This window comes from Pararoseomonas baculiformis, from assembly GCF_017813395.1.
Lineage (GTDB): Bacteria > Pseudomonadota > Alphaproteobacteria > Acetobacterales > Acetobacteraceae > Roseomonas > Roseomonas baculiformis.
The window spans coordinates 69,873-94,363 of the sequence record NZ_JAGIZB010000015.1 but is presented as its reverse complement, the minus strand read 5'-3'; the positions used below and the strand labels follow the sequence as shown (position 1 = coordinate 94,363).

General features: G+C 70.1%; 20 protein-coding genes and 1 tRNA gene. 7 read left to right on the top strand and 14 right to left on the bottom strand.

The window, feature by feature from the left end; all coding sequences use genetic code 11:
* Nucleotides 1-273: 273 nt before the first annotated feature.
* The 4 genes from mobA to J8J14_RS16035 form a co-directional block, all read right to left on the bottom strand.
* Nucleotides 274-870: a molybdenum cofactor guanylyltransferase MobA gene (gene mobA / locus J8J14_RS16050; RefSeq protein ID WP_342452463.1), complete on the bottom strand. Its 597-nt coding sequence runs from the start codon at nt 868-870 to the stop codon at nt 274-276.
* Complete coding sequence (locus J8J14_RS16045; RefSeq protein ID WP_209380547.1) at nt 863-1,261, bottom strand: hypothetical protein; 399 nt, start codon at nt 1,259-1,261, stop codon at nt 863-865. The genes mobA and J8J14_RS16045 overlap by 8 nt, the downstream gene beginning before the upstream one ends.
* Nucleotides 1,262-1,271: 10 nt before the next feature.
* The gene (gene gabT, locus J8J14_RS16040; RefSeq protein WP_209380546.1) at nt 1,272-2,621 is read right to left on the bottom strand and encodes a 4-aminobutyrate--2-oxoglutarate transaminase; all 1,350 of its coding nucleotides are present in this window, start codon (nt 2,619-2,621) and stop codon (nt 1,272-1,274) included.
* A gap of 105 nt (nt 2,622-2,726) precedes the next feature.
* On the bottom strand, nt 2,727-5,000 hold the full coding sequence (locus J8J14_RS16035) for a fused MFS/spermidine synthase (RefSeq protein ID WP_209380545.1): 2,274 nt from the start codon (nt 4,998-5,000) through the stop codon (nt 2,727-2,729).
* Between the two features lie 156 nt (nt 5,001-5,156).
* Between J8J14_RS16035 and J8J14_RS16030 the strand changes: the two genes are divergently transcribed.
* Together J8J14_RS16030 and J8J14_RS16025 are read left to right on the top strand one after the other, a co-directional pair.
* A complete protein-coding gene (locus tag J8J14_RS16030; RefSeq protein WP_209380544.1) occupies nt 5,157-6,698 on the top strand; it encodes an acetolactate synthase large subunit in 1,542 nt (513 codons plus the stop codon).
* Nucleotides 6,699-6,715: 17 nt separating this feature from the next.
* Nucleotides 6,716-8,155 carry an NAD-dependent succinate-semialdehyde dehydrogenase gene (locus J8J14_RS16025; RefSeq protein ID WP_209380543.1) on the top strand — a complete coding sequence of 480 codons (1,440 nt, stop codon included), beginning with the start codon at nt 6,716-6,718 and terminating at the stop codon, nt 8,153-8,155.
* A gap of 117 nt (nt 8,156-8,272) precedes the next feature.
* Here the strand turns inward: J8J14_RS16025 and truA are convergent, their stop codons facing one another.
* The 3 genes from truA to def are packed head-to-tail and all read right to left on the bottom strand — an operon-like array spanning nt 8,273 to nt 10,495.
* Nucleotides 8,273-9,037, bottom strand: a complete 765-nt coding sequence (gene truA / locus J8J14_RS16020) for a tRNA pseudouridine(38-40) synthase TruA (protein ID WP_209380542.1) — start codon at nt 9,035-9,037, stop codon at nt 8,273-8,275.
* 1 nt (nt 9,038) lies between these two features.
* A complete protein-coding gene (fmt, locus tag J8J14_RS16015) occupies nt 9,039-9,950 on the bottom strand; it encodes a methionyl-tRNA formyltransferase (RefSeq protein ID WP_209380574.1) in 912 nt (303 codons plus the stop codon).
* An 11-nt stretch (nt 9,951-9,961) separates the two neighbouring features.
* Entirely contained in the window at nt 9,962-10,495 is a 534-nt protein-coding gene (gene def, locus J8J14_RS16010; protein ID WP_209380541.1) for a peptide deformylase, read from the bottom strand.
* Nucleotides 10,496-10,677: 182 nt separating this feature from the next.
* On the opposite strand from def, the gene J8J14_RS16005 reads away from it, so the two are divergent.
* Both J8J14_RS16005 and J8J14_RS16000 read left to right on the top strand, forming a co-directional pair.
* A complete protein-coding gene (locus tag J8J14_RS16005) occupies nt 10,678-11,115 on the top strand; it encodes an Hsp20 family protein (RefSeq protein ID WP_209380540.1) in 438 nt (145 codons plus the stop codon).
* A gap of 94 nt (nt 11,116-11,209) precedes the next feature.
* Complete coding sequence (locus J8J14_RS16000) at nt 11,210-11,431, top strand: DUF1150 family protein (RefSeq protein WP_209380539.1); 222 nt, start codon at nt 11,210-11,212, stop codon at nt 11,429-11,431.
* Between the two features lie 58 nt (nt 11,432-11,489).
* Here the strand turns inward: J8J14_RS16000 and hpf are convergent, their stop codons facing one another.
* The 7 genes from hpf to J8J14_RS15965 form a co-directional block, all read right to left on the bottom strand.
* Nucleotides 11,490-12,095, bottom strand: coding sequence for a ribosome hibernation-promoting factor, HPF/YfiA family (gene hpf, locus J8J14_RS15995; protein WP_209380538.1), 606 nt, complete (start codon nt 12,093-12,095; stop codon nt 11,490-11,492).
* 73 nt (nt 12,096-12,168) lie between these two features.
* The gene (gene rpoN, locus J8J14_RS15990; protein ID WP_209380537.1) at nt 12,169-13,626 is read right to left on the bottom strand and encodes an RNA polymerase factor sigma-54; all 1,458 of its coding nucleotides are present in this window, start codon (nt 13,624-13,626) and stop codon (nt 12,169-12,171) included.
* A 106-nt stretch (nt 13,627-13,732) separates the two neighbouring features.
* Entirely contained in the window at nt 13,733-14,485 is a 753-nt protein-coding gene (lptB, locus tag J8J14_RS15985) for an LPS export ABC transporter ATP-binding protein (protein WP_209380536.1), read from the bottom strand.
* Entirely contained in the window at nt 14,482-15,456 is a 975-nt protein-coding gene (locus tag J8J14_RS15980) for an LptA/OstA family protein (protein ID WP_209380535.1), read from the bottom strand. Before J8J14_RS15980 ends, lptB begins: the two co-directional genes overlap by 4 nt.
* A complete protein-coding gene (gene lptC / locus J8J14_RS15975) occupies nt 15,456-16,223 on the bottom strand; it encodes an LPS export ABC transporter periplasmic protein LptC (RefSeq protein WP_342452462.1) in 768 nt (255 codons plus the stop codon). The genes J8J14_RS15980 and lptC overlap by 1 nt, the downstream gene beginning before the upstream one ends.
* A 95-nt stretch (nt 16,224-16,318) precedes the next feature.
* Nucleotides 16,319-16,972, bottom strand: coding sequence for a ribonuclease D (locus J8J14_RS15970; RefSeq protein WP_209380534.1), 654 nt, complete (start codon nt 16,970-16,972; stop codon nt 16,319-16,321).
* A gap of 47 nt (nt 16,973-17,019) precedes the next feature.
* A tRNA-Leu gene (locus J8J14_RS15965) sits at nt 17,020-17,106 on the bottom strand.
* A 172-nt stretch (nt 17,107-17,278) separates the two neighbouring features.
* Here J8J14_RS15965 and J8J14_RS15960 point away from each other — a divergent pair.
* From J8J14_RS15960 to gltB, 3 genes are all read left to right on the top strand, one after another.
* Nucleotides 17,279-18,208, top strand: a complete 930-nt coding sequence (locus J8J14_RS15960) for a complex I NDUFA9 subunit family protein (RefSeq protein WP_209380533.1) — start codon at nt 17,279-17,281, stop codon at nt 18,206-18,208.
* A 214-nt stretch (nt 18,209-18,422) separates the two neighbouring features.
* On the top strand, nt 18,423-19,859 hold the full coding sequence (locus tag J8J14_RS15955; protein WP_209380532.1) for an NAD(P)-dependent oxidoreductase: 1,437 nt from the start codon (nt 18,423-18,425) through the stop codon (nt 19,857-19,859).
* A gap of 14 nt (nt 19,860-19,873) precedes the next feature.
* Nucleotides 19,874-24,391, top strand: a complete 4,518-nt coding sequence (gltB, locus tag J8J14_RS15950; protein ID WP_209380531.1) for a glutamate synthase large subunit — start codon at nt 19,874-19,876, stop codon at nt 24,389-24,391.
* The last annotated feature ends 100 nt before the right edge of the window (nt 24,392-24,491 follow it).

The window sequence follows — 24,491 nt, the reverse complement described above, 5'->3', positions numbered from 1 at the left end:
TCTCCCCGGACCCCTCACCATCATCTTTTTCTGTCCGTTTGAGAGGTTCGGCTGACGGTGCGCCTCGGGTCCATGACCCGAGGCGACTGCAAGGGCAGGAGCAGGGGCAGAGACCCCGTGTTGCACCGTATCCGCGGTAGCCAGACGGGGTTCCAAGGGCCTCAGGCCCTTGGCGGGTGAGGTCCGGAGAGGGCAGAGCCCTCTCCGGGAACCGACAGGTCCGGAAGATACCCGACCCTGCCCGACACGCAGCCCGAGCGCGCCGCAGGGAGCTCAGGCGCCCTCTCGCTCCGCCCGTTCCAGCAAGGGCAGGTCTTCCGGCCGGTTTGCGTTGATGAATGGATCGCCCGGCCATTCCACCGGCGCACAGCCCTGCGCCATGGCCCAGCGGCTGACCTTGCCCTCGCCAGCCGTGATCGCGGCGCGCAGTTCCTCCCGCAGCCCCACGGGCCAGAGCGCGATCGGCGGATGCGTCCGCCCGGCCGATGCCGCGCAGGCGATGGGCGAAGAGGCCGCGCGGAGCCGAGCGGCGAGATCGGGAGGGATGAGGGGCGTGTCCCCGGGCACGGAGAGAACCCAGCAGAGCCCGAGCCGCGCCGCGTGATCCATCCCGGCCAGGATGCCGGCCAGCGGCCCGGGGAAGCCGGGCAGGGGATCCGCCAGCACCGGCACGCCCGGCGCAACCGCCCCGAAGCGCGCGCCGTCACCATTGGCGCTGATCGAGATGGCCGAGACCTGCGGCGCCAGCCGTTCCAGCAGGATGGAAAGCATGGGCCGCCCGTTCAGCGGCAGCAGCGTCTTGTCCCCGCCACCCATCCGCCGTGCCAGCCCGCCGGCCAGCACGACGCCAAGGATGGCCGGTTCAGCCACGCCCACGCAGCGAGAGCGGCCGCATGAGGAAGGTCGCACCCCAGCCCCAGGCCGCTCCTACAAGGGGCAGCACCCAGGGTGGCGTGCTCCGGGGCAGGTATTGCGGCACCAGGTAAGCCGCGCCGACGCCGAGCACCGCGCCGGTCAGCAGGTCCGGCACCGGAAGCCAGCGCAGCGCCAGCCCGATGATGAAGCCGCCGGCCGCGCCGAGCAGGCAGAACCACCAGACATAGGGCAGCCCATAGGGGCCGATCGTCTGCACATAGGCCGCCAGCGGCATCACCTTGAACAGGTGATGCAGCAGGAACAGCGTCGAATCCCGGAAGACGATGACCGCGGCGGCCCCGCAGGGCGCGCCGAACAGCAGCGCCCTGCGGATATCCTCCTTCACGGGCGAAGCCTCAGCCCGCGCTGCGCTCGGCCACGCATTCGCGCAGCGCCTCGCCCAGCATGTCCATGCCCTCGTTCACCAGCGCGTCGCTGGTGGTCAGCGGGCAGAGGAAGCGGATGACATTCGCGCGCACGCCGCAGGAGAGAAGGATCAGACCCTTCTCGGCCGCGCGCGCCACCAGCGCGCGGGTCAGGTCCGGGTCCGGCTTGCTGGCATCGCCATCCGCCACCATCTCCATCGCCACCATGCCGCCGACCTGGCGGATATCGCCGATGATGCCGGTGAGCGTGTTGCTCGCCTGCAGCTCCTTGATGCGCGCCACCAGCAGGTCGCCGATGACATTGGCGCGCTCGATGAGGCCTTCCTCCTCGATCACGTCCAGCACCGCATTGCCCGCCGCGCAGCCCAGCGGCGAGCCGCCATAGGTGCCGCCGAGGCCACCGACATTCGGCGCGTCCATGATGGAGGCGGTGCCGGAAACCGCGGAGAGCGGGAAGCCGCCGGCGAGGGACTTCGCCATGGTGACGAGGTCGGCCTTCACGCCGGTGTGCTCCATCGCGAACATCTTGCCCGTGCGGGCGAAGCCGGTCTGCACCTCGTCCGCGATCAGCAGGATGCCGTACTTGTCCGCAATGGCGCGCAGGCCCTGCATCAGCTCCGGCTGCGCCTGGTAGAAGCCGCCCTCGCCCTGCACGGGCTCGATGATGAAGGCGGCGATGCGGTTCGGGTCGATGTCGGACTTGAACAGCGTCTCGATGGCTTCGAGCGTGTCCGCCACCTCCTTGCCGTGATACGCCACGGGGAAGGGCAGGTGGTAGATGTCGGCCGGCATCGGGCCGAAACCCACCTTGTACGGCACCACCTTGCCGGTCAGCGCCATGCCGAGCAGCGTGCGGCCGTGGAAGGCGCCGGAGAAGGCGATCACGCCCGGGCGGCCCGTATGGGCGCGGGCGATCTTCACCGCGTTCTCCACCGCCTCGGCGCCGGTGGTGAGGAAGATGGTCTTGGCCGGGCCGCGAACCGGCGCGATGGCGTTCAGCCGCTCCGCAAGGCGGATATAGCTCTCATAGGGCGTCACCTGGATGCAGGTGTGGGAGAAGTTCTCCAGCTGCGCCTGCACCGCGGCCTTCACCTTCGGGTGCAGGTGGCCGGTGTTGAGCACGGCGATGCCGCCGCCGAAATCGATGTAGCGCTTGCCCTCGACATCCGTGACCTCGGAGCCCTTCGCCTTCGCGGCGAAGACGGGGAGGGAAATGCCCAGGCCACGCGGCACGGCCGCCTCGCGGCGTGCCTGCAGCGCCGCATTGGTCGGCCCTTCCTGGATCGGGGCGGTGGTCTCGCCGGAAATCGTCGTGCCCATGAATACAAATCCCTATGCGCGCGGAGGCCGGAAATTGCGCCGGCTCGCGCGCGCCGGCAAGGCCAAAGCGGGAGGCTTCGCCGCGCCTGCGTGGCGCCCGCCCCCTCAGCGGGATGATGGCATGGTCGTCGCGGTGCTTCCTGCCGCGCGCAGCCGCCTGGCCAGCAGTTCCGCACCGTGAACGGGGTTGTTCAGGTAGAATTCGTCCCGCGGGAAGATATCGGTGAGAGTCGCCTCCCCACGAGGCATCCCCGGCTCCCACACCACCGGCACGTCGCGGAACATCGCGGCATAATCGCGCATCTCCGCATTGCCGCGCAGCAGGCGGGCCTGCACGCCTTCCTCACGGAAGCGCGCCGCCAGCGCCGGGAGATCCAGCGGAAGCGGGTCGTTGCTGCCGATCAGCACGCTCGCCGGCATCAGCAGCACGGCATGGGGAAAGCTCGCCGCGAAGGTCTCCGCCACCCGCACGGTCGGCGCCCATTGCACATAGAGTCCGCCCGGTGCCAGGCGCCGCCGCACGGTCTGCAGGAACTCCGCCGAATAGAGCAGCCCGGAATGCGAGCCCTCCGGCAGGATCGCGTCGGCCTGGATCACGTCCCACAGCTGCTGGTCCATCGCCAGGGCGCGGCGGCCATCGCCATATTCCAGCCTGTAGCGGGGATCGGAGAGCAGCGCGGCCACGGCCCCGCCGGGATGGCGCCGCGCCACCCCTTCCAGCGCCGGCAGCACCGGCCCCACCAGCTCCACCGCCCGGATCTCCCGCGTCTCCGGCCGCACCCCGGCGGCCCAGGGCGTGCCGCCGGAGCCGATGCCCACCACCATCACCCGCCGCGGCTCCGGATGCACCAGCGGCCCCAGCGCGCCGAGGAACTGGTGGATGGGCAGGAAGGGCAGCCGCCCCTGGCTGAAGCCCTGGATGAAGAACGGCCCCTCCGGGCCCGCACCAGGCCGGTTCTCATCCCGGAAGAAGGCGATGCCGGACCGGTCCTCCGCCCAGGAGACGGCGTGGCCATCCCGCTCCGCATGCAGCCGCGACCAGAAGCGCGCATTGCCCGGGATGGCCAGGGTCAGCGCCGCGCAGGCCGCCCCCATTCCCAGCGCCATGCCCCGGCCCCGCGCGCGGAACAGCCAAAGCCCCGCCAGCCCCACCGAGAGCGCCCCGAGCAGGTGCAGCGTGCCGGCCGTGCCGAGCAGGTGGAAGGAGACGAGCCCCGTCCCCACCGAGCCCGCCGCATTCCCCAGGATATTGGCCAGCTGCACCCAGCCCACCCGAGCCCCGATGCTCGTCATGTCCTGCTGCACCGCCCGCTGCACAAAGGGGAAGGTCATCCCGATGAGGAAGGAGGGCGGCCCGACCACAAGGAGGGTAAGGGCGACGGTGGTGGCCAGCCCCGCGCCGTGCAGCCGGTGCCGGTCCGCGCCCAGCACCTGGTCCAGCGGCCAGTGCGGCAAAGCCCACCACAGCCCGAGGATGAGCAGCGCCGCCAGGGCGAAGCCGCCGGCCTGGGCGGCGAAGAAGGCCGGGCGCGGATCCCGGATCCGCCGCAGCATCCGCGATGCCACCTCCATCCCCAGCCCATCCGCCAGCAGGAAGATGCCGAGCACCGTGGGGAACAGATAGGCGTGGTACTGCCCGACCTGCCCGAGCAGCCGCACCCAGACGATTTCCAGCGCGACGATCACATAGCCCGAGACGAAGACCAGGGCGCACCAGAGCGGCAGCCCGCCGAAAGGTGCGGCCGCCGGGCCCACGCTCGCCGCAGCCACCGGCACGGCCTGCCGCCGCATCCCGGGCAGGAGGGTGAGGGCGAGCAGCCCCGCAACCAGGTCCAGCCCCGCCGCGAGCCAGAGCGCACCGACAAAGCCCAGATTCCCCGCCAGGAGCCAGCCCCCCAGCAGCGCCCCCAGCCCCGCGCCCAGCGTGTTCAGCCCGTAAAGCCGCCCCACACGCTCCGCCACCGTGTCCAGCGAGGTGGCGACCGCCCGCGCGAGCAGGGGCAGCGATGCCCCCATGAGCGTCGTGGGCAGCACCAGCCCGGCAAAGCACAGGGCGAAGATCGCTGCGGGGCTGTCCACCACCCCGGCCAGGTCGATCGCGAGGAGGTCGTAGAGGAAGGGCTTGGAGAGCAGGGCGAAACTGCTCACCCCCGTCTCCGCCACCACGAAGCCCAGCAGCGCCCGCGCCGGGGAGAGCCTGTCAGCCAGCTTCGCCCCGAGAATCGAACCCAGCCCCAGCCCGGCCAGGAAGGCGCCGACCACCAGCGCCGCCGAGACGCTGTCCGAGCCCGCGAAGATGCCCAGCATGCGCTGCCAGACGATCTGGCAGAGCAGGGCACCGAAGCCCGAGAGGAAGAAGGCCACTGAAAGGCGCAGCATGGCAGGTTTCCCCGTCTCGGCCGTTTCGCTGGCCGTACGGTTACTATTCGTTCATCTCTCGATTCTGTGAAGCGAATTGATTGCCCCTCGCGGCCTTGCGGCGCGAAGCCCCCGCGCGCAACGTGCGGCGCCTTTTTTCCGGGAGAGTCGAACGCCGTGAACGGTGCCCATAGCCTCGTCCACACCCTGCTCAAGTCAGGGGTGGACACCTGCTTCGCCAACCCGGGCACGAGCGAGATGCACTTCGTCGCCGCCCTGGACCAGATCCCGGGCATGCGCTGCGTGCTCGGGCTGCAGGAGAACGTCGTCACCGGCATGGCCGATGGCTACTGGCGCCTCGCCGGCAAGCCCGCCTGCACCCTGCTGCACTGCGGCCCCGGCCTGGCGAACGGGCTGGGCAACCTGCACAACGCCCGCCGCGCACGCTCCGGCATCGTCAACATCGTCGGCGACCACGCCACCTACCACCGCCCCTACGACGCCCCACTGACCGCGGACACCGAGGGCTGGGCCCGCCCGGTCTCCGCCTGGGTCCGCACCAGCGCCTCCTCGGCCGATGTCGGGCGCGACGCCGCGGTGGCCGTCCAGGCCGCCCGCACCGCCCCGGGCGGCATCGCCAGCCTCATCCTCCCCTCCGATGCCTCCTGGAACGAGGGCGGCGAGGTGGCCGAGGCCCTGCCCGTGCCCCAGGCCCAGGCGCCCGACCCAGCGGCCGTCCGCACCGCCGCCCGCATCCTGCGCGAGGGCAAGAACGTCCTCATCCTGCTCGGCGGCCCGGCCGTGCGGGAGAACGGCCAGGCCCTCGCCTGGCGCATCGCCCAGCACACCGGCGCCAGGCTGCTGGCGGAAGGCTCCAACGCCCGCGTCGCCCGCGGCCGGGGCCGCGTGCAGCTCGAGCGCGTGCCCTATGTCGCCGACGTTGCCATCAAGGCGCTCGCCGATGTCGAGCACCTCATCCTGGTGAACGCCAAGGCCCCGGTCGGCTTCTTCGCCTATCCGAACAAGCCCTCCATCCACTACCCGGCATCCGCCCAGGTCCACGTCCTCTCCCGCTTCGAGCAGGATGCCGAGGCCGCCCTCCAGGCCCTGGTGGACGAGCTGGGCGCCCCCCAGGCCGCCATCCCCGATCCTGGCCCGCGCCCCGAGCCCGTGCGCGGCGCCCCCACGCCGGAAGGCCTGGCGCGCACCGTCGCGGCGCTGATGCCGGAAAACGCCATCATCTCCGACGAGAGCGTCTCCTACGGCCGCGGCTTCTATCCCGAGACCCACGCCGCCCCGCCGCATGACTGGCTGCACCTCACCGGCGGCGCGATCGGCGACGGCCTGCCCGTCGCCACCGGCGCCGCCATCGGCGCGGGCGGCCAGCGCCGCGTCATCAGCCTTCAGGCGGATGGCTCGGCCATGTACTCGCTCCAGAGCCTCTGGACCCAGGCGCGCGAGAAGCTGCCGGTCACGACCATCATCATCTCGAACCGCAAGTACCAGATCCTCATCGGCGAATATGCCGGCGTGGGCGCCAATCCCGGCCCGACCGCGATGAACATGCTTGATCTGGGCAATCCGGACCTCAACTGGGTGAAGCTCGCCGAGGGCATGGGGGTGGAGGCCGCGCGCGCCGAAAGCCTCGACACGCTGGGCGACCTCCTGTCCCAGAGCGTGAGCCGGACCGGTCCCTTCCTCATCGAACTCGTCGTCTGACGGAGATTCACGACATCATGGCGAACTACCCCAAGGTTCAGCTTCACATCGACGGCGAGTGGCGCGACGCGCGCTCGGGCAAGACGATCGAGGTGATCAACCCCGCGACGGAAGAGGTCATCGGCACCGTCGCCCATGCCGAGAAGGCCGATCTCGACGAGGCGCTGGAGGCGGCCGAGCGCGGCTTCGCGATCTGGCGCAAGACCTCGGTCTTCGATCGCTACAAGCTCATGCGCAAGGCGGCCGACATCCTCCGCAGCCGCGCCGACGCCATCGCCGCGATGATGACGGCCGAGCAGGGCAAGCCCCTGCCCGAGGCGAAGATGGAGACGCTGGCCGGCGCCGACATCATCGAGTGGATGGCCGAGGAAGGCCGCCGCGCCTATGGCCGCGTCATCCCCGCGCGCGCCGAGGGCATCTACCAGCTCGTGGTGCGCGAGCCCGTCGGCCCCGTCGCCGCATTCACGCCCTGGAACTTCCCCATCAACCAGGTCGTCCGCAAGCTCTCGGCGGCGCTGGCCACGGGCAACTCCATCATCGTCAAGGCGCCCGAGGAAACCCCGGCCTCCCCGGCCGAGCTGATCCGCGCCTTCATCGATGCGGGCCTGCCGAAGGGCGTCGTGCAGCTGGTCTATGGCGTGCCGGCGGAGATCTCCTCCTACCTCATCCCGCACCCGACCATCCGCAAGATCACCTTCACCGGCTCCACCCCGGTCGGGAAGCTGCTCGCGGGCCTCGCCGGGCAGCACATGAAGCGCGCCACCATGGAACTGGGCGGCCACGCCCCGGCCATCGTCTTCGACGACGCCGACATCCAGAAGGCCGCCAAGACCCTCGCCACCTCGAAGTTCCGCAACGCCGGCCAGGTCTGCGTCTCGCCCACGCGCTTCCTGATCCAGGAGCGCAGCTTCGACGAGTTCCTCGAGACCTTCACCAGCTATGCCAAGTCCCTGAAGGTCGGCAACGGCATGGAGGAGGGGGTGCAGATGGGCCCGCTCGCCAATGACCGCCGCGTGCCCACCATCGAGACGCTGGTGCAGGATGCGGTCGGCCGCGGCGCGAAGCTCCAGGCCGGCGGCAGCCGCATCGGCAACAAGGGCTATTTCTACGAGCCGACGGTCATCTCCGACCTGCCGCTCGATGCCCGCGCCATGAACGAGGAGCCCTTTGGCCCGCTCGCCCTGGTGAACCGCTTCTCCGACTTCGACGAGGTGGTGCAGGAATCCAACCGCCTGCCCTTCGGCCTGGCCGCCTATGCCTTCACCGGCTCGGCCACCACGGCCCAGCGCATCGCCGCCAGCGTCGAGACCGGGATGATGACCATCAACCATCTCGGCCTCGCCCTGCCGGAAGTGCCGTTCGGCGGCGTGAAGGACAGCGGCTACGGCTCCGAGGGCGGCTCCGAGGCTCTGGAGCCCTATCTGGTGACCAAGTTCGTCACCCAGGCCGGGCTGTAGGCTCCACTGGCCCCGGGGGAAGCGGCGCTTCCCCCGGACCTCCCGCGCCGCGTTCCCGGGAAACCCCATCGCGCGCAGCGGGGCCTGGCTGGTGACACCCCCTGGGGGCACCAGCCCCTAGATCGGCCACTCCAGCCCCGGCTCATACCGCACCGAGACGAAACACAGCCCCTCCGCCGGCGCCGTCTGCCCCGCGTGCCGCCGGTCCCGCGCGTCCAGCACCTGCCGCGGCCAGGAAACCGGCCGCAGACCGCGCCCCACCTGGGCCAGCGTGCCCACCATGTTGCGGACCTGATGGTGCAAGAAGGACCGCGCCTCCACCCGCACCACGATCTCCTCGCCCTGCCGGCTCACATCCAGCCGGTCCAGCGTCCGTAGAGCATCCCGCGCCTGGCAGGATGAGGCGCGAAAGGCCGAGAAGTCGTGATGCCCAAGCAGCCCCTGCGCCGCCTCATGCATCGCCTCGGCATCCAGGCGCTGCGGCACGTGCCACACGCGCCCCATATCCAGCCCGGGGCGGGCGCGCCGGTTCAGGATGCGGTAGCGGTAGGCCCGGTGCACCGCGGAAAAACGCGCACTCCATTCCTCGTCGGGCCGGGCCACCGAGAGCACGGATACCGGATAGGGCCGGCTCCGGGTGTTCAGCGCCTCGCGCACCCGCTCCACCGGCAACTCCGCCCCCAGGTCCACCTGGGCAACCTGCCCCTCGGCATGCACGCCGGCATCGGTGCGCCCGGCGGCGCCCACCACGGGCTCAACCCCGCCATTCAGCGGCGCCGCGGCTTCCTCCAGGACCTGCTGGACGGACATCCCGTCCCGCTGCCGCTGCCAGCCGACGAAAGGGGCTCCGTCATATTCGACCAGCAGCGCGTAGCGCGGCATCTCAGCCCAGCACCGTGCCCGCCGGCACGGGCGAGCCGCGCAGGAAGGCATCCGCATCCATGGCCGCCCGCCCGGCCCGCTGCACCCGCGCCAGCCGCAGCGCCGTGCCACCGCCGCAGGCCACCAGCAGCGCATCGTCCAGCACCGTCCCCGGCGCCGCCTCGCGCCCGGGCTCCGGCGCCGCCGAGATCACCCGGAGCATCTCCCCGTTCCAGCCCGTATAGGCACCGGGCCAGGGATTCATCGCGCGCACCCGCCGGTCCAGCGCCCCGGCCGGCTGGGTCCAGTCCAGGCGTCCGTCCTCCTTGCCCAGCTTGGGGGCATAGGTCGCACCCTCCTCGGGCTGCGGCACGGCCGGAGGATCCTCCTCCAGCGCGCGCAGGATCAGCCGCGCCCCCATTTCCGAAAGCCGGTCATGCACCGCCACCACCGTGTCGCGCGGCCCGATCGGCGTGGCCTCGCGCAGCAGCATCGGGCCGGTATCCAGCCCCTCATCCATCCGCATGATGGTGATGCCCGTCTCTGCATCCCCGGCCAGCACCGCCGCATGGATCGGCGCCGCCCCGCGCCAGCGCGGCAGCAGGCTGGCATGGATGTTCAGGCAGCCCCGCCGCGGCGCATCCAGCATCGGCTTCGGCAGGATCAGGCCATAGGCCACCACCACCGCGGCATCCAGATCCAGCGCCGCGAAGGCCTCGTGCTCCGCCGCATCCTTGCGCAGGCGCGCCGGGGTCCGCACCGGCAGTCCCAGCTCCAGCGCCGCCTGGTGGACGGGGCAGGGGGTTTCGCGCTGCCCGCGCCCGGCGGGGCGCGGCGGCTGGGCATAGACCATCGCGATCTCATGCCCGGCCCCATGCAGCGCCTGCAGGGCCGGCACCGAGAAGGCCGGGCTGCCCATGAAGGCCAGCCGCAGCTTGCGCGCGGTCACATTGCCTCCCGCGACTTCAGCTTCTGCTCCTTGAGGAACTTCTTCAGCAGCATGTTCCGCTTCAGCGGACTCAGCAGGTCCGTGAACATCACGCCGTCCAGGTGGTCGATCTCGTGCTGCAGGCAGGTGGCCAGCAGGTCATCGGCCTCCATCTCCCGCCGCGTGCCGTCCAGCTCCCGCCAGCGCACCTTCACCCGCGCCGGCCGCTCCACATCCGCGTACTGGCCAGGGATGGAAAGGCAGCCTTCCTCCCGCACCGCGCGCTCCTCGCTCACCGCCACGATCTCGGGGTTCACCAGCACCATCGGGCTGGGCTGGTCATCCTTCTGGATGTCGATCACCACCAGCCGCAGGCTTTCCCCCACCTGGGGCGCCGCCAGCCCGATGCCGGGCGCCTTGTACATGGTGGCCAGCATGCGTGGCGCCAGCGCGCGCACCCGGTCGCCATCGCCCTCGGCGACCGCGCGGGCCTTGGCGCGCAGCACGGGCGCGGGGTGAAGCAGGATGGGGAGGAGAGGAACGTCGTTCATGGCCTTGCCCGCCGCATGTAGGGCAGAACGCGCCCCGGCGGAATGCGGCATGCCACGTGGATGTTAACGCCCTGCAATGCACGGGCTTGCAACCCCGGTCGCGATCGCCAATATCCCCACCCGTGGGCCGGTGCCTGATGGGCCGGTCCGCGTGGCCTCGCTTCCTGAAGGATGCCGCTTCCATGTCGCGTTCCCCGGTCTTCGGATCGCCGCTTTTCCTTGGCTTCGACCATCTGGAGCAGATGCTCGACCGCGTGCAGAAGAGCGCCGACGGATACCCGCCCTACAACATCGAGCAGATCGCCGCCGACCGGCTCCGCATCACCCTGGCCGTGGCGGGCTTCGCCATGGACGACCTCCAGATCACCCAGGAGGACAACCAGCTCGTGATCCGCGGCCGCCAGAAGGACGATGGCGAGGGCCGGGTCTTCCTGCACCGCGGCATCGCCGCCCGGCAGTTCCAGCGCGCCTTCGTCATCGCCGAGGGCATCGAGATCGAGGGCGCCTGGTTGGACAACGGGCTGCTGCATGTGGAACTGCGCCGCCCCCAGCCCGAGGTCCGCGTCCGCACCATCCAGATCAACGGCCGAACCCGACCCCTGGTGGACGGCGAGGCCTGAATCCTTCCCCCGCCCTGAACGCTTCGCCGAACCGGGGAGCGAAACGGGCGTTACCAGTCCGCAGGCCATTCCGGCTGCGGGCGAGGAGAGACCGATGAACCCGAACCCGATCACCACGCTCCGCAACCTGTCCGCGCTCGACTGGGCGCGCTTCGGGGCACAGGAGATGGCCTATATCCGTCCGGTGACCGTCAACGGAACCCAGGCCGTGGCCATCCATGCCGCCGATGGCACCCCGATCGGCGCCGCCCCGAACGAGGCCCTGGCCATCGCGGCCATCCTCCAGCACGAGATGGCGCCGGTCCTGGTACACTAGGGCCGCGCGCCCCGGCCCAAGGGGGGCAGCCGCCCCCTTGGATGAGGTCCCCCCGGCGTCAGGCCCGCTGCGGGTCAACCCATCCCACATGCCCGTCCGCGCGGCGGTACACCACGTTCAGCACCCCCGTGTCGCGGTTGCGGAACATCAGCACCGGCTCCTGCGCCAGGTCCAGCCGCATCACCGCTTCCTGGACGGACAGCCGGCTGATCTCGGTCGGGCGTTCCGCCACCACCGCACCATTGATGTAGCCCTCGGGCGTGACGACGGGCTCGGCCTCCTCCTGCCCCTCCGCGGTATCCTCCTCGCCCCGCAGCACCACATCCCGCGCCGGCTCGGGCGGCGGCTCCCGGCTGTCGGCCAGGCTGCGGGCATGCTCGTTCACGCGGCGGCGATAGCGGCGCAGCCGCTTGCCGATATGCTCGGCGGCATCCGCGAAGGCCCGGTGCGCATCCGTGCCCTCGCCCTCCGCCCGCATGTTCAGGCCTCGCCCGGCACGCAGGTTGATGTCGCAGGCAAAGAAGGCCCGGTCCTTCCGGAATGTGACATGCGCGTCGATCGCATGGTCGAAATACTTCCGGGTGATCAGGGCCAGTCCGTCCCGGACATGGGTCTTCAGCGCCTCGCCGGTATCCACTCCCTTGCCGGCGACCGTGATCTGCATGGATCGGCTCCCCTGTCTCGCGCCTGTAACATAGGTCAACTGAGGACCGCCGGGCAGCTTTAAAGGGGAGCGTTCAGAGCGCCGGAACCGATTTTTCCCGTTTGCGCTGCACCGAGGATGGGATGCGCAGCGCGTCCCGGTACTTGGCCACGGTGCGGCGGGCGATATCCACGCCCTCCGCGCGCAGCCGCTCCACGATGGCGTCGTCCGAGAGGATGTCCTCCGCCGTTTCCGCATCCACCATGTCGCGGATGCGGTGGCGGATCGCCTCGGCCGAGAAGCTCTCGCCGCCACGCATGCCCGCGATTGCGGTGGTGAAGAAGTACTTCAGCTCCAGCGTCCCGCGCGGGGTCGCGATGTACTTGTTCGCCGTCACGCGGGAGACGGTGCTTTCATGCATCCCCAGCTCATCCGCCACGTCGCGCAGGATCAGCGGCCGCAGATGCCCGACGCCATGGCGGAAGAAGCCCTCCTGCCGCCGCACGATCTCGGCGGCCACGCGCAGGATGGTGTTGGCCCGCTGCTCCAGGCTCCGCACCAGCCAGTTCGCCGCCTGCAGCTTCTCGGCCAGGAAGGCCTTGTCCTCCTTGTTGCGCGTGCCGGTCTGGGCGGTGGCATGAAAACCGCGGTTCACCAGCACACGGGGCAAGGTCTCCGGGTTCAGCTCCAGCTGCCAGGTCCCATCCGGCAGGCGGCGCATCAGCACGTCCGGCACCACCATGGGCGCCGGCTCCGCATCGGCCAGCGCGCCGGGCTTCGGATTCAGGCGGCGAATCTCGGCCACCATCTCCGCCAGGTCCTCGGCATCAACCCCGCAAACACGGAGCAGCCCTGCCATATCCCGCCGCGCGAGCAGGTGCAGGTTGTCCAGCAGGGCCTCCATCGCCGGGTCCAGCCGGTTCAGTTCCGCCAGCTGCACCGCCAGGCATTCCCGCAGATCGGCGCAGAACAGCCCGGTAGGCTCGAAGCGCTGCATCCGCCGGCGGATGGAGGTCACCAGCGCCTCGTCGCAGCCCAGCGCGGCCGCGAAGGCGGCATCGGGAACGGTCAGCCGCCCGGCCGGGTCTAGCAGCGCGATCATCTGCCCCGCGATCAACCGCTCCCGAGCATCGCCGAAGGCCAGGCTCACCTGCTCCGCCAGCAGCTCGCGCAGGGAGCGCGGGCGCTCGCCGGCGATCTCCTCAAGGCTGCGCCCATCCTCGTCCCAGGCATCCGCCCGGCCCCCGCGGGAGGGATAGAGGGCCTCGCCGCTCTCATACTGGCCGGACCAGTCCGCCTCGGTCGGCGCGGCGTTCTCCGCCGGCATGGTCGCGGAAGAAGCCGCCTCGAAGCAATCCGGCTCCACCGTTGCCGCGGGGGCAGGGGCGCTGCTCTCCTCCCGCTCCAGCAGCGGGTTCCGCTCCAACTCCTCCTCGACGAAGGCGGTCACCTCCATGTTGCTCGACTGCAGCAGCTTGATGGCCTGCCGCAGCTGCGGCGTCATCACCAGCTGCTGCGTCTGCCGGAAGTCCAGCCGCGGCCCGAGGGACATGGTCAGCGCCTATCCCGGCCAGGGGAAAGAATGGTTGGGCCACAGAGGATGCCCCCGCGCCGTCGGCCCGGCGCCGGTCCCCCGATGCGGAAGGCCCCGGCTTCGTTCACCAGCTGAAGGTCTCGCCCAGATAGACGCGCCGCACGCCCTCATGCGCCACCACTTCCTCGGGCGTTCCCTCCATCAGCACCTGGCCGTCATGGAGGATGTAGGCGCGGTCGATGATGGCCAGCGTCTCGCGCACATTGTGCTCGGTGATCAGCACGCCGATCCCGCGGTTCTTCAGGTGCTTCACCAGGTCGCGGATCTCGCCCACCGCGATCGGGTCGATGCCCGCCAGCGGCTCGTCCAGCAGGATATAGGCGGGATGCGTCGCCAGCGCGCGCGCGATCTCGCAGCGCCGCCGCTCGCCGCCCGAAAGCGCCAGGGCAGGGGAGCGCCGCAGATGCGCGATGCCGAACTCCGCCAGCAGCGAATCCAGCATCTGGTCGCGCCGCTCGCGATGCGGCTCCACCACCTCCAGCGCCGCGCGGATGTTGTCCTCCACCGAGAGGCCCCGGAAGATCGAGGCCTCCTGCGGCAGGTAGCCCAGCCCCAGCCGCGCGCGGCGGTACATGGGCAGCATGGTCACGTCATGCCCGTCGAGGAAGACCTGACCCTCATCCGGCCGCACGAGGCCCGTCATCATGTAGAAGGTGGTCGTCTTGCCCGCGCCATTCGGCCCGAGCAGCCCGACCGCCTCGCCACGCTTGAGGCTCAGCGACACGCCGCGCACCACCGGGCGCTTCTTGTAGCGCTTGCCCAGGCTTCGGGCGACAAGGCCGGAATCCGCGGGCAGGGCGCGCTGCGCCTCGCTCATCGCGCGCGTCCCTGCGGCTGGCCCGGCCGCGCCGCGCCAGCCCCGGCCGCCGCACCCTCCTGGCCGGAGGAGGGCAGCACCAGCCCCTGCACCCGCTGCCCGGGCGCCGAGACAAGGCGCGAGACGCCGCTGCGGAGGTTCACGATGGCTTCCTGCCCCTGCAACTGGTTCTGCCCGCGCGTGATGCGGACATTGCCGAGTATCCGCGCCATGCCGCTCACCGGGCTGTAGACGGCCCGGTCCCCGCGCACGACCTCGGCCTCCGTGCGGATCTCGACATTCCCGAACACCTCGACCCGGTCGAGCTTCGAGCCCTCGCCCGGCACGCGGGCCGGGGCAGGGCCGCCGCGGGCCGGCGCCGGCCGCGCCGCCGCAGTCTGCACGGGCGGCGCCTGTTCAAGGAAATAACCCACCAGCGTGTCGGCCGTGATCTGGCGGTTCTCGCCCGTCACCACCTTCGCCGCGCCCCGCGCCACCGCCATGCGGCGCTGGGACCAGTATTCCAGGCTGTCCCGCGCCGTGATCGTGTCGTTCGGCGTCGCCAGGCGCAGGTCCCGGCCCGTCAGCACCATCACGGCCTGGTCCATGTCATAGACCGCGCGGTCACCCTGCGCCTTGTCCGTCTCCGTGCTGATCCGGACATTCCCCTCGGCTTCCAGGCGCCAGATCTCGCCGCCGGAAAGCGGGCTCGCGCCCTCCGCCTGGCCCGCCGGCTGCGCCGGTGCGGGCTGCCCGCCCGCGCGGGGCCGGTAGCGCGCGATCAGCCGCGTCGCCTCGATGGTCACGCCGTCGCGCACGGCGCGCGCATTGCCGCGCGCCACCACCACCTGCTCGTTCTGGCGCCACTCGATGCCTTCGGTCGCCGTGACCTCGACCGGCCCGCCGCCGGACAGGTCGATCGGCTGCGAGAGGGCAGGGCCCGCCAGCAGGGGCAGGGCGAGGAAGGCCGCAAGGCCCAAGCGAGGCATCATCACTTGCCACCCTCCAGCACGGCGCGGGCATTGCCGGTGAACACCACCACAGCCCCGCGCTCCCGAAGCCGGAAGCCATCACCCGTGATGGTCCCGAATGTTCCCTGGGCCGCGATGGGCCGGTCGCCCTCCGCATTCCCGCCCTTCACATCCACCCGCGCCTCCTGGGTCTCGATCAAGGTCCCGTCGTCCTGCCAGATCGTCACGTCGCCCCGCAGGTCCAGGATGTTCGCATCGCGGTCATACCGCCCGTTCCGGCTCTCCAGCAGCATCCATCCATCGCCGGACAGCATCAGGTCGCCGCGCGGCGCCTCCAGATCCACCACATTCGTGCTTCCCTGTTGCGAAGCGGTGAAGGCGGTGACGTTGAAGGGACGGCCCTGCTCATCCACCCCCTGGTAACGCGGGTCCACCACCCGAACGGATTCGGGCGTGGCGCGGCCGATGCGGCGGAAGGAAAGCCGCGCATTCTCCCCCGCATTCTCGAATTCCGGCCAGAGCACGATGGCGCTGAGCAGCGCCAGGGCGCCGAGCGGCAGCAGGAACTTGAGCGCCCGCACGAGGATGCGCCGGCGTAGGATGGCCCCGCGCGTGTAGTTCCGCCGCGCGCGCGAAGGCACCATGCGCTGCCGCCAATCCGCGATCGCGGCGGCGGGCGCGCGCTCGCCCGGCGCGGGGCCGGAGGAAGGGGAGGCTGCAACGCCGCCATCATGGCCCTCAGGGCCGTTCGGCACGGCTTCGGCAGGCGATGGGGCGCGGGCGGTCACCCCCTTTGTATGGAGCCGCCCGCAGGCGCGGTCAACGCGCTGGACAACATTAGCTAATCAAGAATCGTGCCAAGCATTTCCGGACCGTAACCCGATCAGTGGGCGAACAGGTCCGGCTCCTGGTAGCCCAGCAGGTCCAGCGCCGCCCGGGTGGGCAGGAAGCGGAAGCAGGCCTCCGCGAGGTCCAGCCGCTCCTCGCGCAGCAGCATGCCCTCCAGCCGCTCCCACAAAGCATGCAGGTGCAGCACATCCGAGGCCGCATAGGCCAGCTGCTCCGGCGTCAACTCCGCCGCACCCCAGTCGCTGCTCTGCTGCTGCTTTGAGATGTCCACGCCGAGCAGTTCCCGGCACAGGTCCCGCAGCCCATGGCGGTCCGTATAGGTCCGGACGAGCTTCGAGGCGATCTTCGTGCAGCGCACCGGCGCCACCTCCACCCCGAGCTCCCGGCGCAGGATCCCCACATCAAAGCGCGCGAAGTGGAACAGCTTTACCCGCGCGGGATCGGCCAGCAACGCCTTCAGGTTCGGGCAATCCGCCCCACGCCCGCCCAGACGTGCGGGGCGGATCTGGACGCAATGCGCAACGCCATCCCCGCCGCTGAGCTGGACAAGGCAAAGCCGGTCGCGATGAGGATTGAGACCCATGGTCTCCGTGTCGATCGCCACGACAGGGCCGAGCGACAGCCCATCCGGGAGATCGTCCCGGTGCAGATGGATCGTGGCATTCGGCATGAAAAGGGTGGTTCCCATCAGGGGATCTGCCACCCGCTCTGTCCTCCCGGCAACTGGCCGGGAGATGGTGCCCAGGAAAGGACTCGAACCTTCACAACCTTGCGGTCACAGGTACCTGAAACCTGCGCGTCTACCAATTCCGCCACCTGGGCAAGGGGGCCGGGCGCCTCTGCATCGCAGCGGCGTGGGCGGGCTTCTATGGCCGGCCGGAGAACCCGTCAAGGCACCTTCCGACAGAATTCCGCAATCATTCCCGCCCCGCCCTTTTGCGCGCGCCGCAACGGGCCCTAGATGCATTGCAGGCCCATAGCGGAAGGACGGAACATGGCGCGTCGCGTGGCAGTGGTTTTCGGGGGCACGGGCTTTATCGGGCGCCATGTCGTCCAGCGCCTGGCGCAGCGCGACTATGTCGTCCGCGTCGTCACCCGCGCGCCCGAAGCGGCCCGCCCGCTGATGACCCAGGGCCTCGTCGGCCAGATCGTGCCGCTCGCCGCCGGGCCGCTCGATGACGGCCATGTGGCCCGCGCCGTGGCGGGGGCGAATGTCGCGGTGAACCTCGTCGGCATCCTGGCGGAAAAGCGGGAAGGGGATTTCGCCCGGATTCACGGCGCGCTGCCCGGCCGCGTCGCGCGCCACGCCACGGCGGCCGGCGTGGGCCATCTCGTGCATCTCTCGGCCATCGGTGCCGATTCCGCAGCGGAAAGCCTCTATGCGCGCAGCAAGGCGCAAGGGGAGGCGGAGGTGCTCGCGGCCTTCCCCACCGCGACGATTCTCCGCCCCTCCATTGTCTTCGGGCCGGGGGACAGCTTCTTCAACCGCTTCGCCGGAATGGCGCGCTTCCTGCCCGTTCTCCCGGTCGTGGGGGGCGAGACACGGTTCCAGCCCGTCTATGTCGGCGACGTGGCAGACGCCATCATGGCCGCGCTGGAACGGCCGGACGCCGCCGCCCGGGTCTATGAGCTCGGCGGGCCGCGCGCCGCCAGCTTCCGCGCGCTGATGGAATACATGCTCGGCGTGATCCGCCGCCGCCGCCGGGTGGTGGAGCTTCCCGAAGGACTCGCGCGCTTCCAGGCCGGCCTCACGGGCTGGATGCCAAACCCGCCGCTCACGCGCGACCAGCTTCTGCTGCTGAAGAAGGACAATGTGGTCGCCGCGGACCGGCCCGGGCTGCGCGATCTGGGTATCGAGCCCAAGGCAATGGAAACCATCCTGCCGGGCTATCTGGCCCGCTTCCGGCGGGGTGGCGGCCAGTAGGACCGAATCGGACCTTAGTGCGGGAACTGAGAGCGTTTCTCAATTCCGAAGGACGGAACTCCCCACTAAAAAGGACACTCATTCTGCCATAACCGCCATTTTCAACTCGCGGGACCCGTTCCGGCATGGCAAGACGCCGCCGAAACGGGCCCGAACGGCCCGCCCTTAGGCGCCGGGCCCCTATGGCCCGGGCCTGTTCCGTAAGGATCGCGCCATGGCCGAGCGCATGCTCCAATTCGTCCGCCTCTCGCAGCAGACGCCCGAAAAGCGTCCGGCGACGATCCGCCGCGAGGATTTCGACGAGATCTACAAGCGCTTCGAGCCGTCGAAAGCCGCCGAGCAAGCCAGCCGCTGCTCCCAGTGCGGCGTGCCCTTCTGCTCCGTCCACTGCCCTCTGCAGCAGAACATCCCGGACTGGCTGAAGCTGACGGCCGAGGGACGGCTGGAAGAGGCCTACGAGGTCAACTCCGCGACCAACACCTTCCCCGAGATCTGTGGCCGCGTCTGCCCGCAGGACCGGCTCTGCGAGGGGAACTGCGTCATCGAGAAGGGCTTCGAGAGCGTCACCATCGGCGCCGTCGAGCGCTACATCAATGACACCGCCTGGGAGAAGGGCTGGGTCAAGCCGCCGAAGCCGGTGCGGGAACTGGACCTTTCCGTCGGCATCATCGGCGCCGGCCCCGCCGGCCTCTCCGCGGCCGAGCGCCTGCGCAGCCAGGGCTGGCAGGTCCATGTCTATGACCGCTACGACCGCGCGGGCGGGCTGATGATCTACGGCATCCCCAACTTCAAGCTGGAGAAGGATGTCATCACCCGCCGCACCGCCCAGTTCGCCGAAGGCGGCATCCGGTTCCACATGAACTGCGAGATCGGCCGTGACGTGACCATGGAGGAGCTGCGCTCCCGCCACGACGCCGTCCTCATCGCCACCGGCGTCTACAAGGCGCGCGACATCGAGGTGCCGGGCTCCCATCTCGAGGGAGTCGTCCCCGCCATGGATTTCCTCACCGCCTCCAACCGCAAGGGCCTGGGCGATTCCGTGCCGGAATTCGACAGCGGCGCGCTGAACGCCAAGGGCAAGCGCGTGGTGGTGATCGGCGGCGGCGACACGGCGATGGACTGCCTCCGCACCTCCATCCGCCAGGACGCCGCCTCCGTCACCTGCCTCTACCGGCGCGACAAGGCGAACATGCCCGGCTCGATGCGGGAGGTGCACAATGCCGAGGAGGAAGGCGTGCGCTTCTCCTGGCTGACGGCGCCGGAAGGCTTCGAGGGAGAGGGCAGCGTCACCGGCGTTCGCGTCACCCGCATGCATCTCGGCCTGCCCGACGCCACCGGCCGCCAGCAGGTCGAGCCCATCCCCGGCTCTTCCTTCATCGAATCCGCCGATCTCGTCATCAAGGCCCTGGGCTTCGACCCGGAGGACCTGCCCGTCATGTTCAACGAGCCCGGCCTGAAGGTCTCCCGCTGGGGTACCCTCGCCGTGGACCGCAGGACCATGATGACCAGCCTCCCCGGCGTCTTCGCCGCCGGCGACATCGTGCGCGGCGCCTCCCTCGTCGTCTGGGGCATCCGCGACGGGCGCGATGTCGCGGACCGGATCGCCGAATACGTGATGGCGCGCGACAGCGTCGCCCAGGCCGCCGAGTGAGCGGAGAGCAGACCATGACCGACTACGTCTCCCAGCACCTCCGCAACGCCGCCGCGCTCCGCGACGAGGCGCATGTCGACATCGCCGAGCACGATGCCTGCGGGGTCGGCCTCGTCGCCGCGCTCGATGGCGTCGCGCGCCGCGACGTGGTGGAAGCCGGCATCAACGCGCTGAAGGCCGTCTGGCACCGCGGCGCCGTGGACGCGGATGGCAAGACCGGCGACGGCGCCGGCATCCATCTCGAGATCCCGCAGGACTTCTTCGCCGAAGCCGTGGCGCGCGGCGGCGACAAGCTGCGCCCGGGCCGCATCGGCGTCGGCATGGTCTTCATGCCCAAGACCGACCTGGGCGCGCAGGAGCGCTGCCGCTCCATCGTCGAGACCGAGATCCTGAACGCCGGCTACGGCATCTATGGCTGGCGCCAGGTGCCCATCGACGTCACCTGCATCGGCGAGAAGGCCAACGCCACCCGCCCCGAGATCGAGCAGATCCTCATCTACGACCCGGAGCAGCGGGACGAGAATCTCTTCGAGCGCGACCTCTACGTGATCCGCCGCCGGATCGAGAAGCAGGCCATCGCCGCGCAAATCCCCGACCTCTATCTCTGCACGCTCTCCTGCCGCTCCATCATCTACAAGGGCATGTTCCTGGCCGAGAGCCTCTCGGTCTTCTATCCGGACCTGGTGGATCCGCGCTTCGTCTCGCGCTTCGCCATCTACCACCAGCGCTACAGCACCAACACCTTCCCCACCTGGCGCCTGGCCCAGCCCTTCCGCACCCTCGCCCATAACGGCGAGATCAACACGGTGCATGGCAATGTGAACTGGATGAAGAGCCACGAGACCCGGCTCTCCCATCCCTCGCTCGACCCGTTCATGGAGGATGTGAAGCCTGTCGTTCAGGCCGGCAACTCCGACACGGCGAGCCTGGACAATGTCTTCGAGTTGCTGGTCCGCGCCGGCCGCGACGCGCCCATGGCCAAGGCGATGCTGATCCCCGAGAGCATCGGCAGCAACGCCACCATGCCCAAGGCGCACCAGGACCTCTTCATGTACTGCAACGCGGTCATGGAGCCCTGGGACGGCCCCGCGGCCATCGCCGCCACCGATGGCCGCTGGGTCGTCGCCGGCCTGGACCGCAACGGGCTGCGCCCCATGCGCTACACCATCACCGCGGACCGTATGCTCGTGGTGGGCAGCGAGACCGGCATGGTGCGCGTGCCAGAGGACCTGATCCTCGCCCGCGGCCGCCTCGGCCCGGGCCAGTGCATCGGCGTGGACCTGAACGAGGCCCGCTTCTACGACGACGGCCAGCTCAAGGACATGCTGGCCAACCGCAAGCCCTGGGGCGATTGGACCGCGCGCACCACCCGCATCGACGAGATCGTCAAGGCCGATGCGCGTGAGGCCGCTCTGCTCGAAGGCGAAACCCTCCGCCGGCGCCAGCTCTCCATGGGCTACACGCTCGAGGATCTGGAAGCGATCCTGCACCCGATGGTGGAGGAAGGCGCCGAGGCCGTCGGCTCCATGGGCGACGACACCCCCATCGCCGTGCTCTCCCGCCAGTATCGCGGGCTGCACCACTATTTCCGCCAGGCCTTCGCCCAGGTCACCAACCCGCCCATCGACAGCCTGCGCGAGACACGGGTGATGACGATCAAGACGCGCCTCGGCAATCTCGGGAACATCCTCGACGAGGACCCGACCCAGTGCGACATGCTCATGCTGGACAGCCCCGTGCTCTCCAACGCCGAGTTCGCCGCCATGCGCGCCTATATGGGCGACACGGCCTGCGAGGTGGACGCGACCTTCCCCGTGGCGGAGGGCGAGCCAGGCCTGCGCCGCGCGCTGGAGCGCATCCGGCGCGAGGCGGAGGAGGGTGTCCGCTCCGGCTGCTCCCATGTCATCCTCTCGGATGAGGGCCAGAACGCCGAGCGCGCCTGCATCCCGATGATCCTCGCGGTCGGCGCGGTGCACACCCATCTCGTGCGCCACAGCCTCCGCACCTTCACCAGCCTCAACATCCGCTCGGCCGAGTGCATGGATGTGCACTACTTCGCGGTGCTGATCGGGGCCGGCGCCACCACGGTGAACGCCTATCTCGCGCAGGAAAGCATCGCGGACCGCCACCGCCGCGGCCTCTTCCCCGGCATGACGCTGGACGAGAGCGTGGCCAGGTACCGCAAGGCCATCGACAAGGGCCTGCTGAAGACCATGTCGAAGATCGGCATCGGCGTGCTCTCCTCCTATCGCGGCGGCATGAATTTCGAGGCGATCGGCCTCTCCCGCGCGCTGGTGGCGGAGTTCTTCCCGGGCACCCAGTCCCGCATCTCCGGCATCGGCCTCTCGGGCATCGCCCGCCGCGTGCTGGACATGCACAAGGCCGCCTGGGACCAGGCGAAGGTCACGCTTCCCGTCGGCGGCCTCTACAAGCTCCGCCGCCGCGGCGAGGCCCATGCCTTCGAGGGCAGCCTGATCCACCTGCTGCAGAAGGCGGTGGACACGGACAGCTACGAGACCTTCCGCCGCTACAGCCACGCCGTGCGCCAGCAGCCCCCCGTGGCACTGCGCGACCTGCTGGATTTCCGTGGGGAGGCCGCGAAGCCCATCCCGCTGGAGGAAGTCGAGAGCATCACCGAGATCCGCAAGCGCCTGCTCGCGCCCGGCATCTCCCTCGGCGCCCTCAGCCCGGAGGCGCATGAGACGCTCTCCATCGCCATGAACCGCATCGGCGCCCGCAGCGACAGCGGCGAGGGCGGCGAGGATCCCTCGCGCGCGAAGCCGCGCGCGAATGGCGACAACGCGAACTCCGCCATCAAGCAGATCGCCTCCGGCCGCTTCGGCGTCACGGCGGAGTATCTGAACAATTGCCGCGAGATCGAGATCAAGGTCGCCCAGGGCGCCAAGCCCGGTGAGGGCGGCCAGCTCCCGGGCTTCAAGGTCACGGGCCTCATCGCGAAGCTCCGCCACTCCACCCCCGGCGTGACGCTGATCTCGCCCCCGCCGCACCACGACATCTACTCGATCGAGGATCTCGCCCAGCTCATCTACGACCTGAAGCAGATCAACCCCGATGCGACCGTCTGCGTGAAGCTCGTCTCGCGCTCCGGCATCGGCACGATCGCGGCGGGCGTGGCCAAGGCGAAGGCGGATGCCATCCTTGTCTCCGGCCATTCCGGCGGCACGGGTGCATCCCCCGTCACCTCGATCAAGTATGCGGGCCTCCCCTGGGAAATGGGCCTCTCCGAGACCCATCAGGTGCTGCTGCTCAACCGCCTGCGCCACCGCGTGAAGCTGCGCACGGATGGCGGCATCAAGACGGGCCGCGACGTGGTGATCGCCGCCATGCTCGGCGCCGAGGAATTCGGCATCGGCACGGCCTCGCTCGTCGCCATGGGCTGCATCATGGTCCGCCAGTGCCACTCCAACACCTGCCCCGTCGGCGTCTGCACGCAGGATGAGGATCTGCGGAAGAAGTTCGAGGGCAGCCCGGAGAAGGTGATCTCCCTCTTCTCCTTCGTGGCGGAGGAGGTGCGCGAGATCCTGGCCTCGCTCGGCTTCCGCAAGCTGGAGGACATCATCGGCCGTACCGACCTGCTGAAGCAGGTCTCCCGCGGCGCCGACGACCTCGACGACCTCGACCTGAACCCGCTGCTGGTCCAGGCCGATGCCGGCGGCCATCCCTCCCACTGCACGCTGGAGGGCCGCAACGAGGTGCCGGAGACGCTGGACGCGGACATGATCCGCGACGCCCAGGCCCTCTTCTCGCGCGGCGAGAAGATGCAGCTGCAATACAACATCCAGAACACGCACCGCGCCATCGGCACCAAGACCAGCTCGATGATCGTGCGCCAGTTCGGGATGACCGGCCTGCAGCCCGGTCATCTCACCGTCCGCCTGCGCGGCTCCGCCGGCCAGTCCCTCGGCGCCTTCGGCGTGCGCGGCCTGAAGCTGGAGGTGCTGGGCGATGCCAACGACTATGTCGGCAAGGGCCTGTCCGGCGCCACCATCACGGTCCGCCCCGGTCCCTCCGCCAACTTCGTCTGGGAGGAGAACACCATCCTCGGCAACACCGTGCTCTACGGTGCGACGGCGGGTGAGCTCTTCGCGGCAGGGCAGGGCGGCGAGCGCTTCGCCGTCCGCAACTCCGGCGCCACGGCGGTGGTCGAGGGCATCGGCGCCAATGGCTGCGAATACATGACCGGCGGCACGGTCGTCATCCTCGGCGCGGTCGGCGACAATTTCGGCGCCGGCTTCACCGGCGGCCACGCCTTCATCTGGGATTCGGACAACACCTTCGAGCGCCGTCTGAACCCGGACACGCTGCTCTGGGCACGCCTCGGCTCCGCCCATTGGGAAGGCGTGCTGCGCGGCCTCATCGCGCGCCACGCGCGGGAAACGGGCTCGCGCCTCGCCGCCCGCATCCTGAACGACTGGAACGAGGAGCGTGGCTCCTTCTGGCACGTCGTGCCGAAGGACTATGCGAAGCTCCTCCCGCAGCCGATGAGCGACCAGCTCATGGCCGCGGAGTAGCCCGCTCCGCCGGGCCGGCCAGCCTGGCCGGCCCGGCCGCGTGACGTTCCTGTCACGCAAAGCACAAACAGAATGGCAACAAGGATTTGGGCGGCTTCCT

Bases quoted from the DNA above. Each gene is read 5' to 3' on its own strand.
- J8J14_RS16005 (WP_209380540.1), top strand. From the start codon at position 10,678: ATGTCGCGTTCCCCGGTCTTCGGATCGCCGCTTTTCCTTGGCTTCGAC.
- J8J14_RS15980 (WP_209380535.1), bottom strand. From the start codon at position 15,456: ATGATGCCTCGCTTGGGCCTTGCGGCCTTCCTCGCCCTGCCCCTGCTG.
- truA (WP_209380542.1), bottom strand. From the start codon at position 9,037: ATGCCGCGCTACGCGCTGCTGGTCGAATATGACGGAGCCCCTTTCGTC.
- gabT (WP_209380546.1), bottom strand. From the start codon at position 2,621: ATGGGCACGACGATTTCCGGCGAGACCACCGCCCCGATCCAGGAAGGG.
- lptB (WP_209380536.1), bottom strand. From the start codon at position 14,485: ATGAGCGAGGCGCAGCGCGCCCTGCCCGCGGATTCCGGCCTTGTCGCC.
- J8J14_RS15970 (WP_209380534.1), bottom strand. From the start codon at position 16,972: ATGGGAACCACCCTTTTCATGCCGAATGCCACGATCCATCTGCACCGG.
- J8J14_RS15955 (WP_209380532.1), top strand. From the start codon at position 18,423: ATGGCCGAGCGCATGCTCCAATTCGTCCGCCTCTCGCAGCAGACGCCC.
- def (WP_209380541.1), bottom strand. From the start codon at position 10,495: ATGAACGACGTTCCTCTCCTCCCCATCCTGCTTCACCCCGCGCCCGTG.
- gltB (WP_209380531.1), top strand. From the start codon at position 19,874: ATGACCGACTACGTCTCCCAGCACCTCCGCAACGCCGCCGCGCTCCGC.
- J8J14_RS16000 (WP_209380539.1), top strand. From the start codon at position 11,210: ATGAACCCGAACCCGATCACCACGCTCCGCAACCTGTCCGCGCTCGAC.
- J8J14_RS16025 (WP_209380543.1), top strand. From the start codon at position 6,716: ATGGCGAACTACCCCAAGGTTCAGCTTCACATCGACGGCGAGTGGCGC.
- rpoN (WP_209380537.1), bottom strand. From the start codon at position 13,626: ATGTCCCTCGGGCCGCGGCTGGACTTCCGGCAGACGCAGCAGCTGGTG.
- J8J14_RS15960 (WP_209380533.1), top strand. From the start codon at position 17,279: ATGGCGCGTCGCGTGGCAGTGGTTTTCGGGGGCACGGGCTTTATCGGG.
- J8J14_RS16035 (WP_209380545.1), bottom strand. From the start codon at position 5,000: ATGCTGCGCCTTTCAGTGGCCTTCTTCCTCTCGGGCTTCGGTGCCCTG.
- hpf (WP_209380538.1), bottom strand. From the start codon at position 12,095: ATGCAGATCACGGTCGCCGGCAAGGGAGTGGATACCGGCGAGGCGCTG.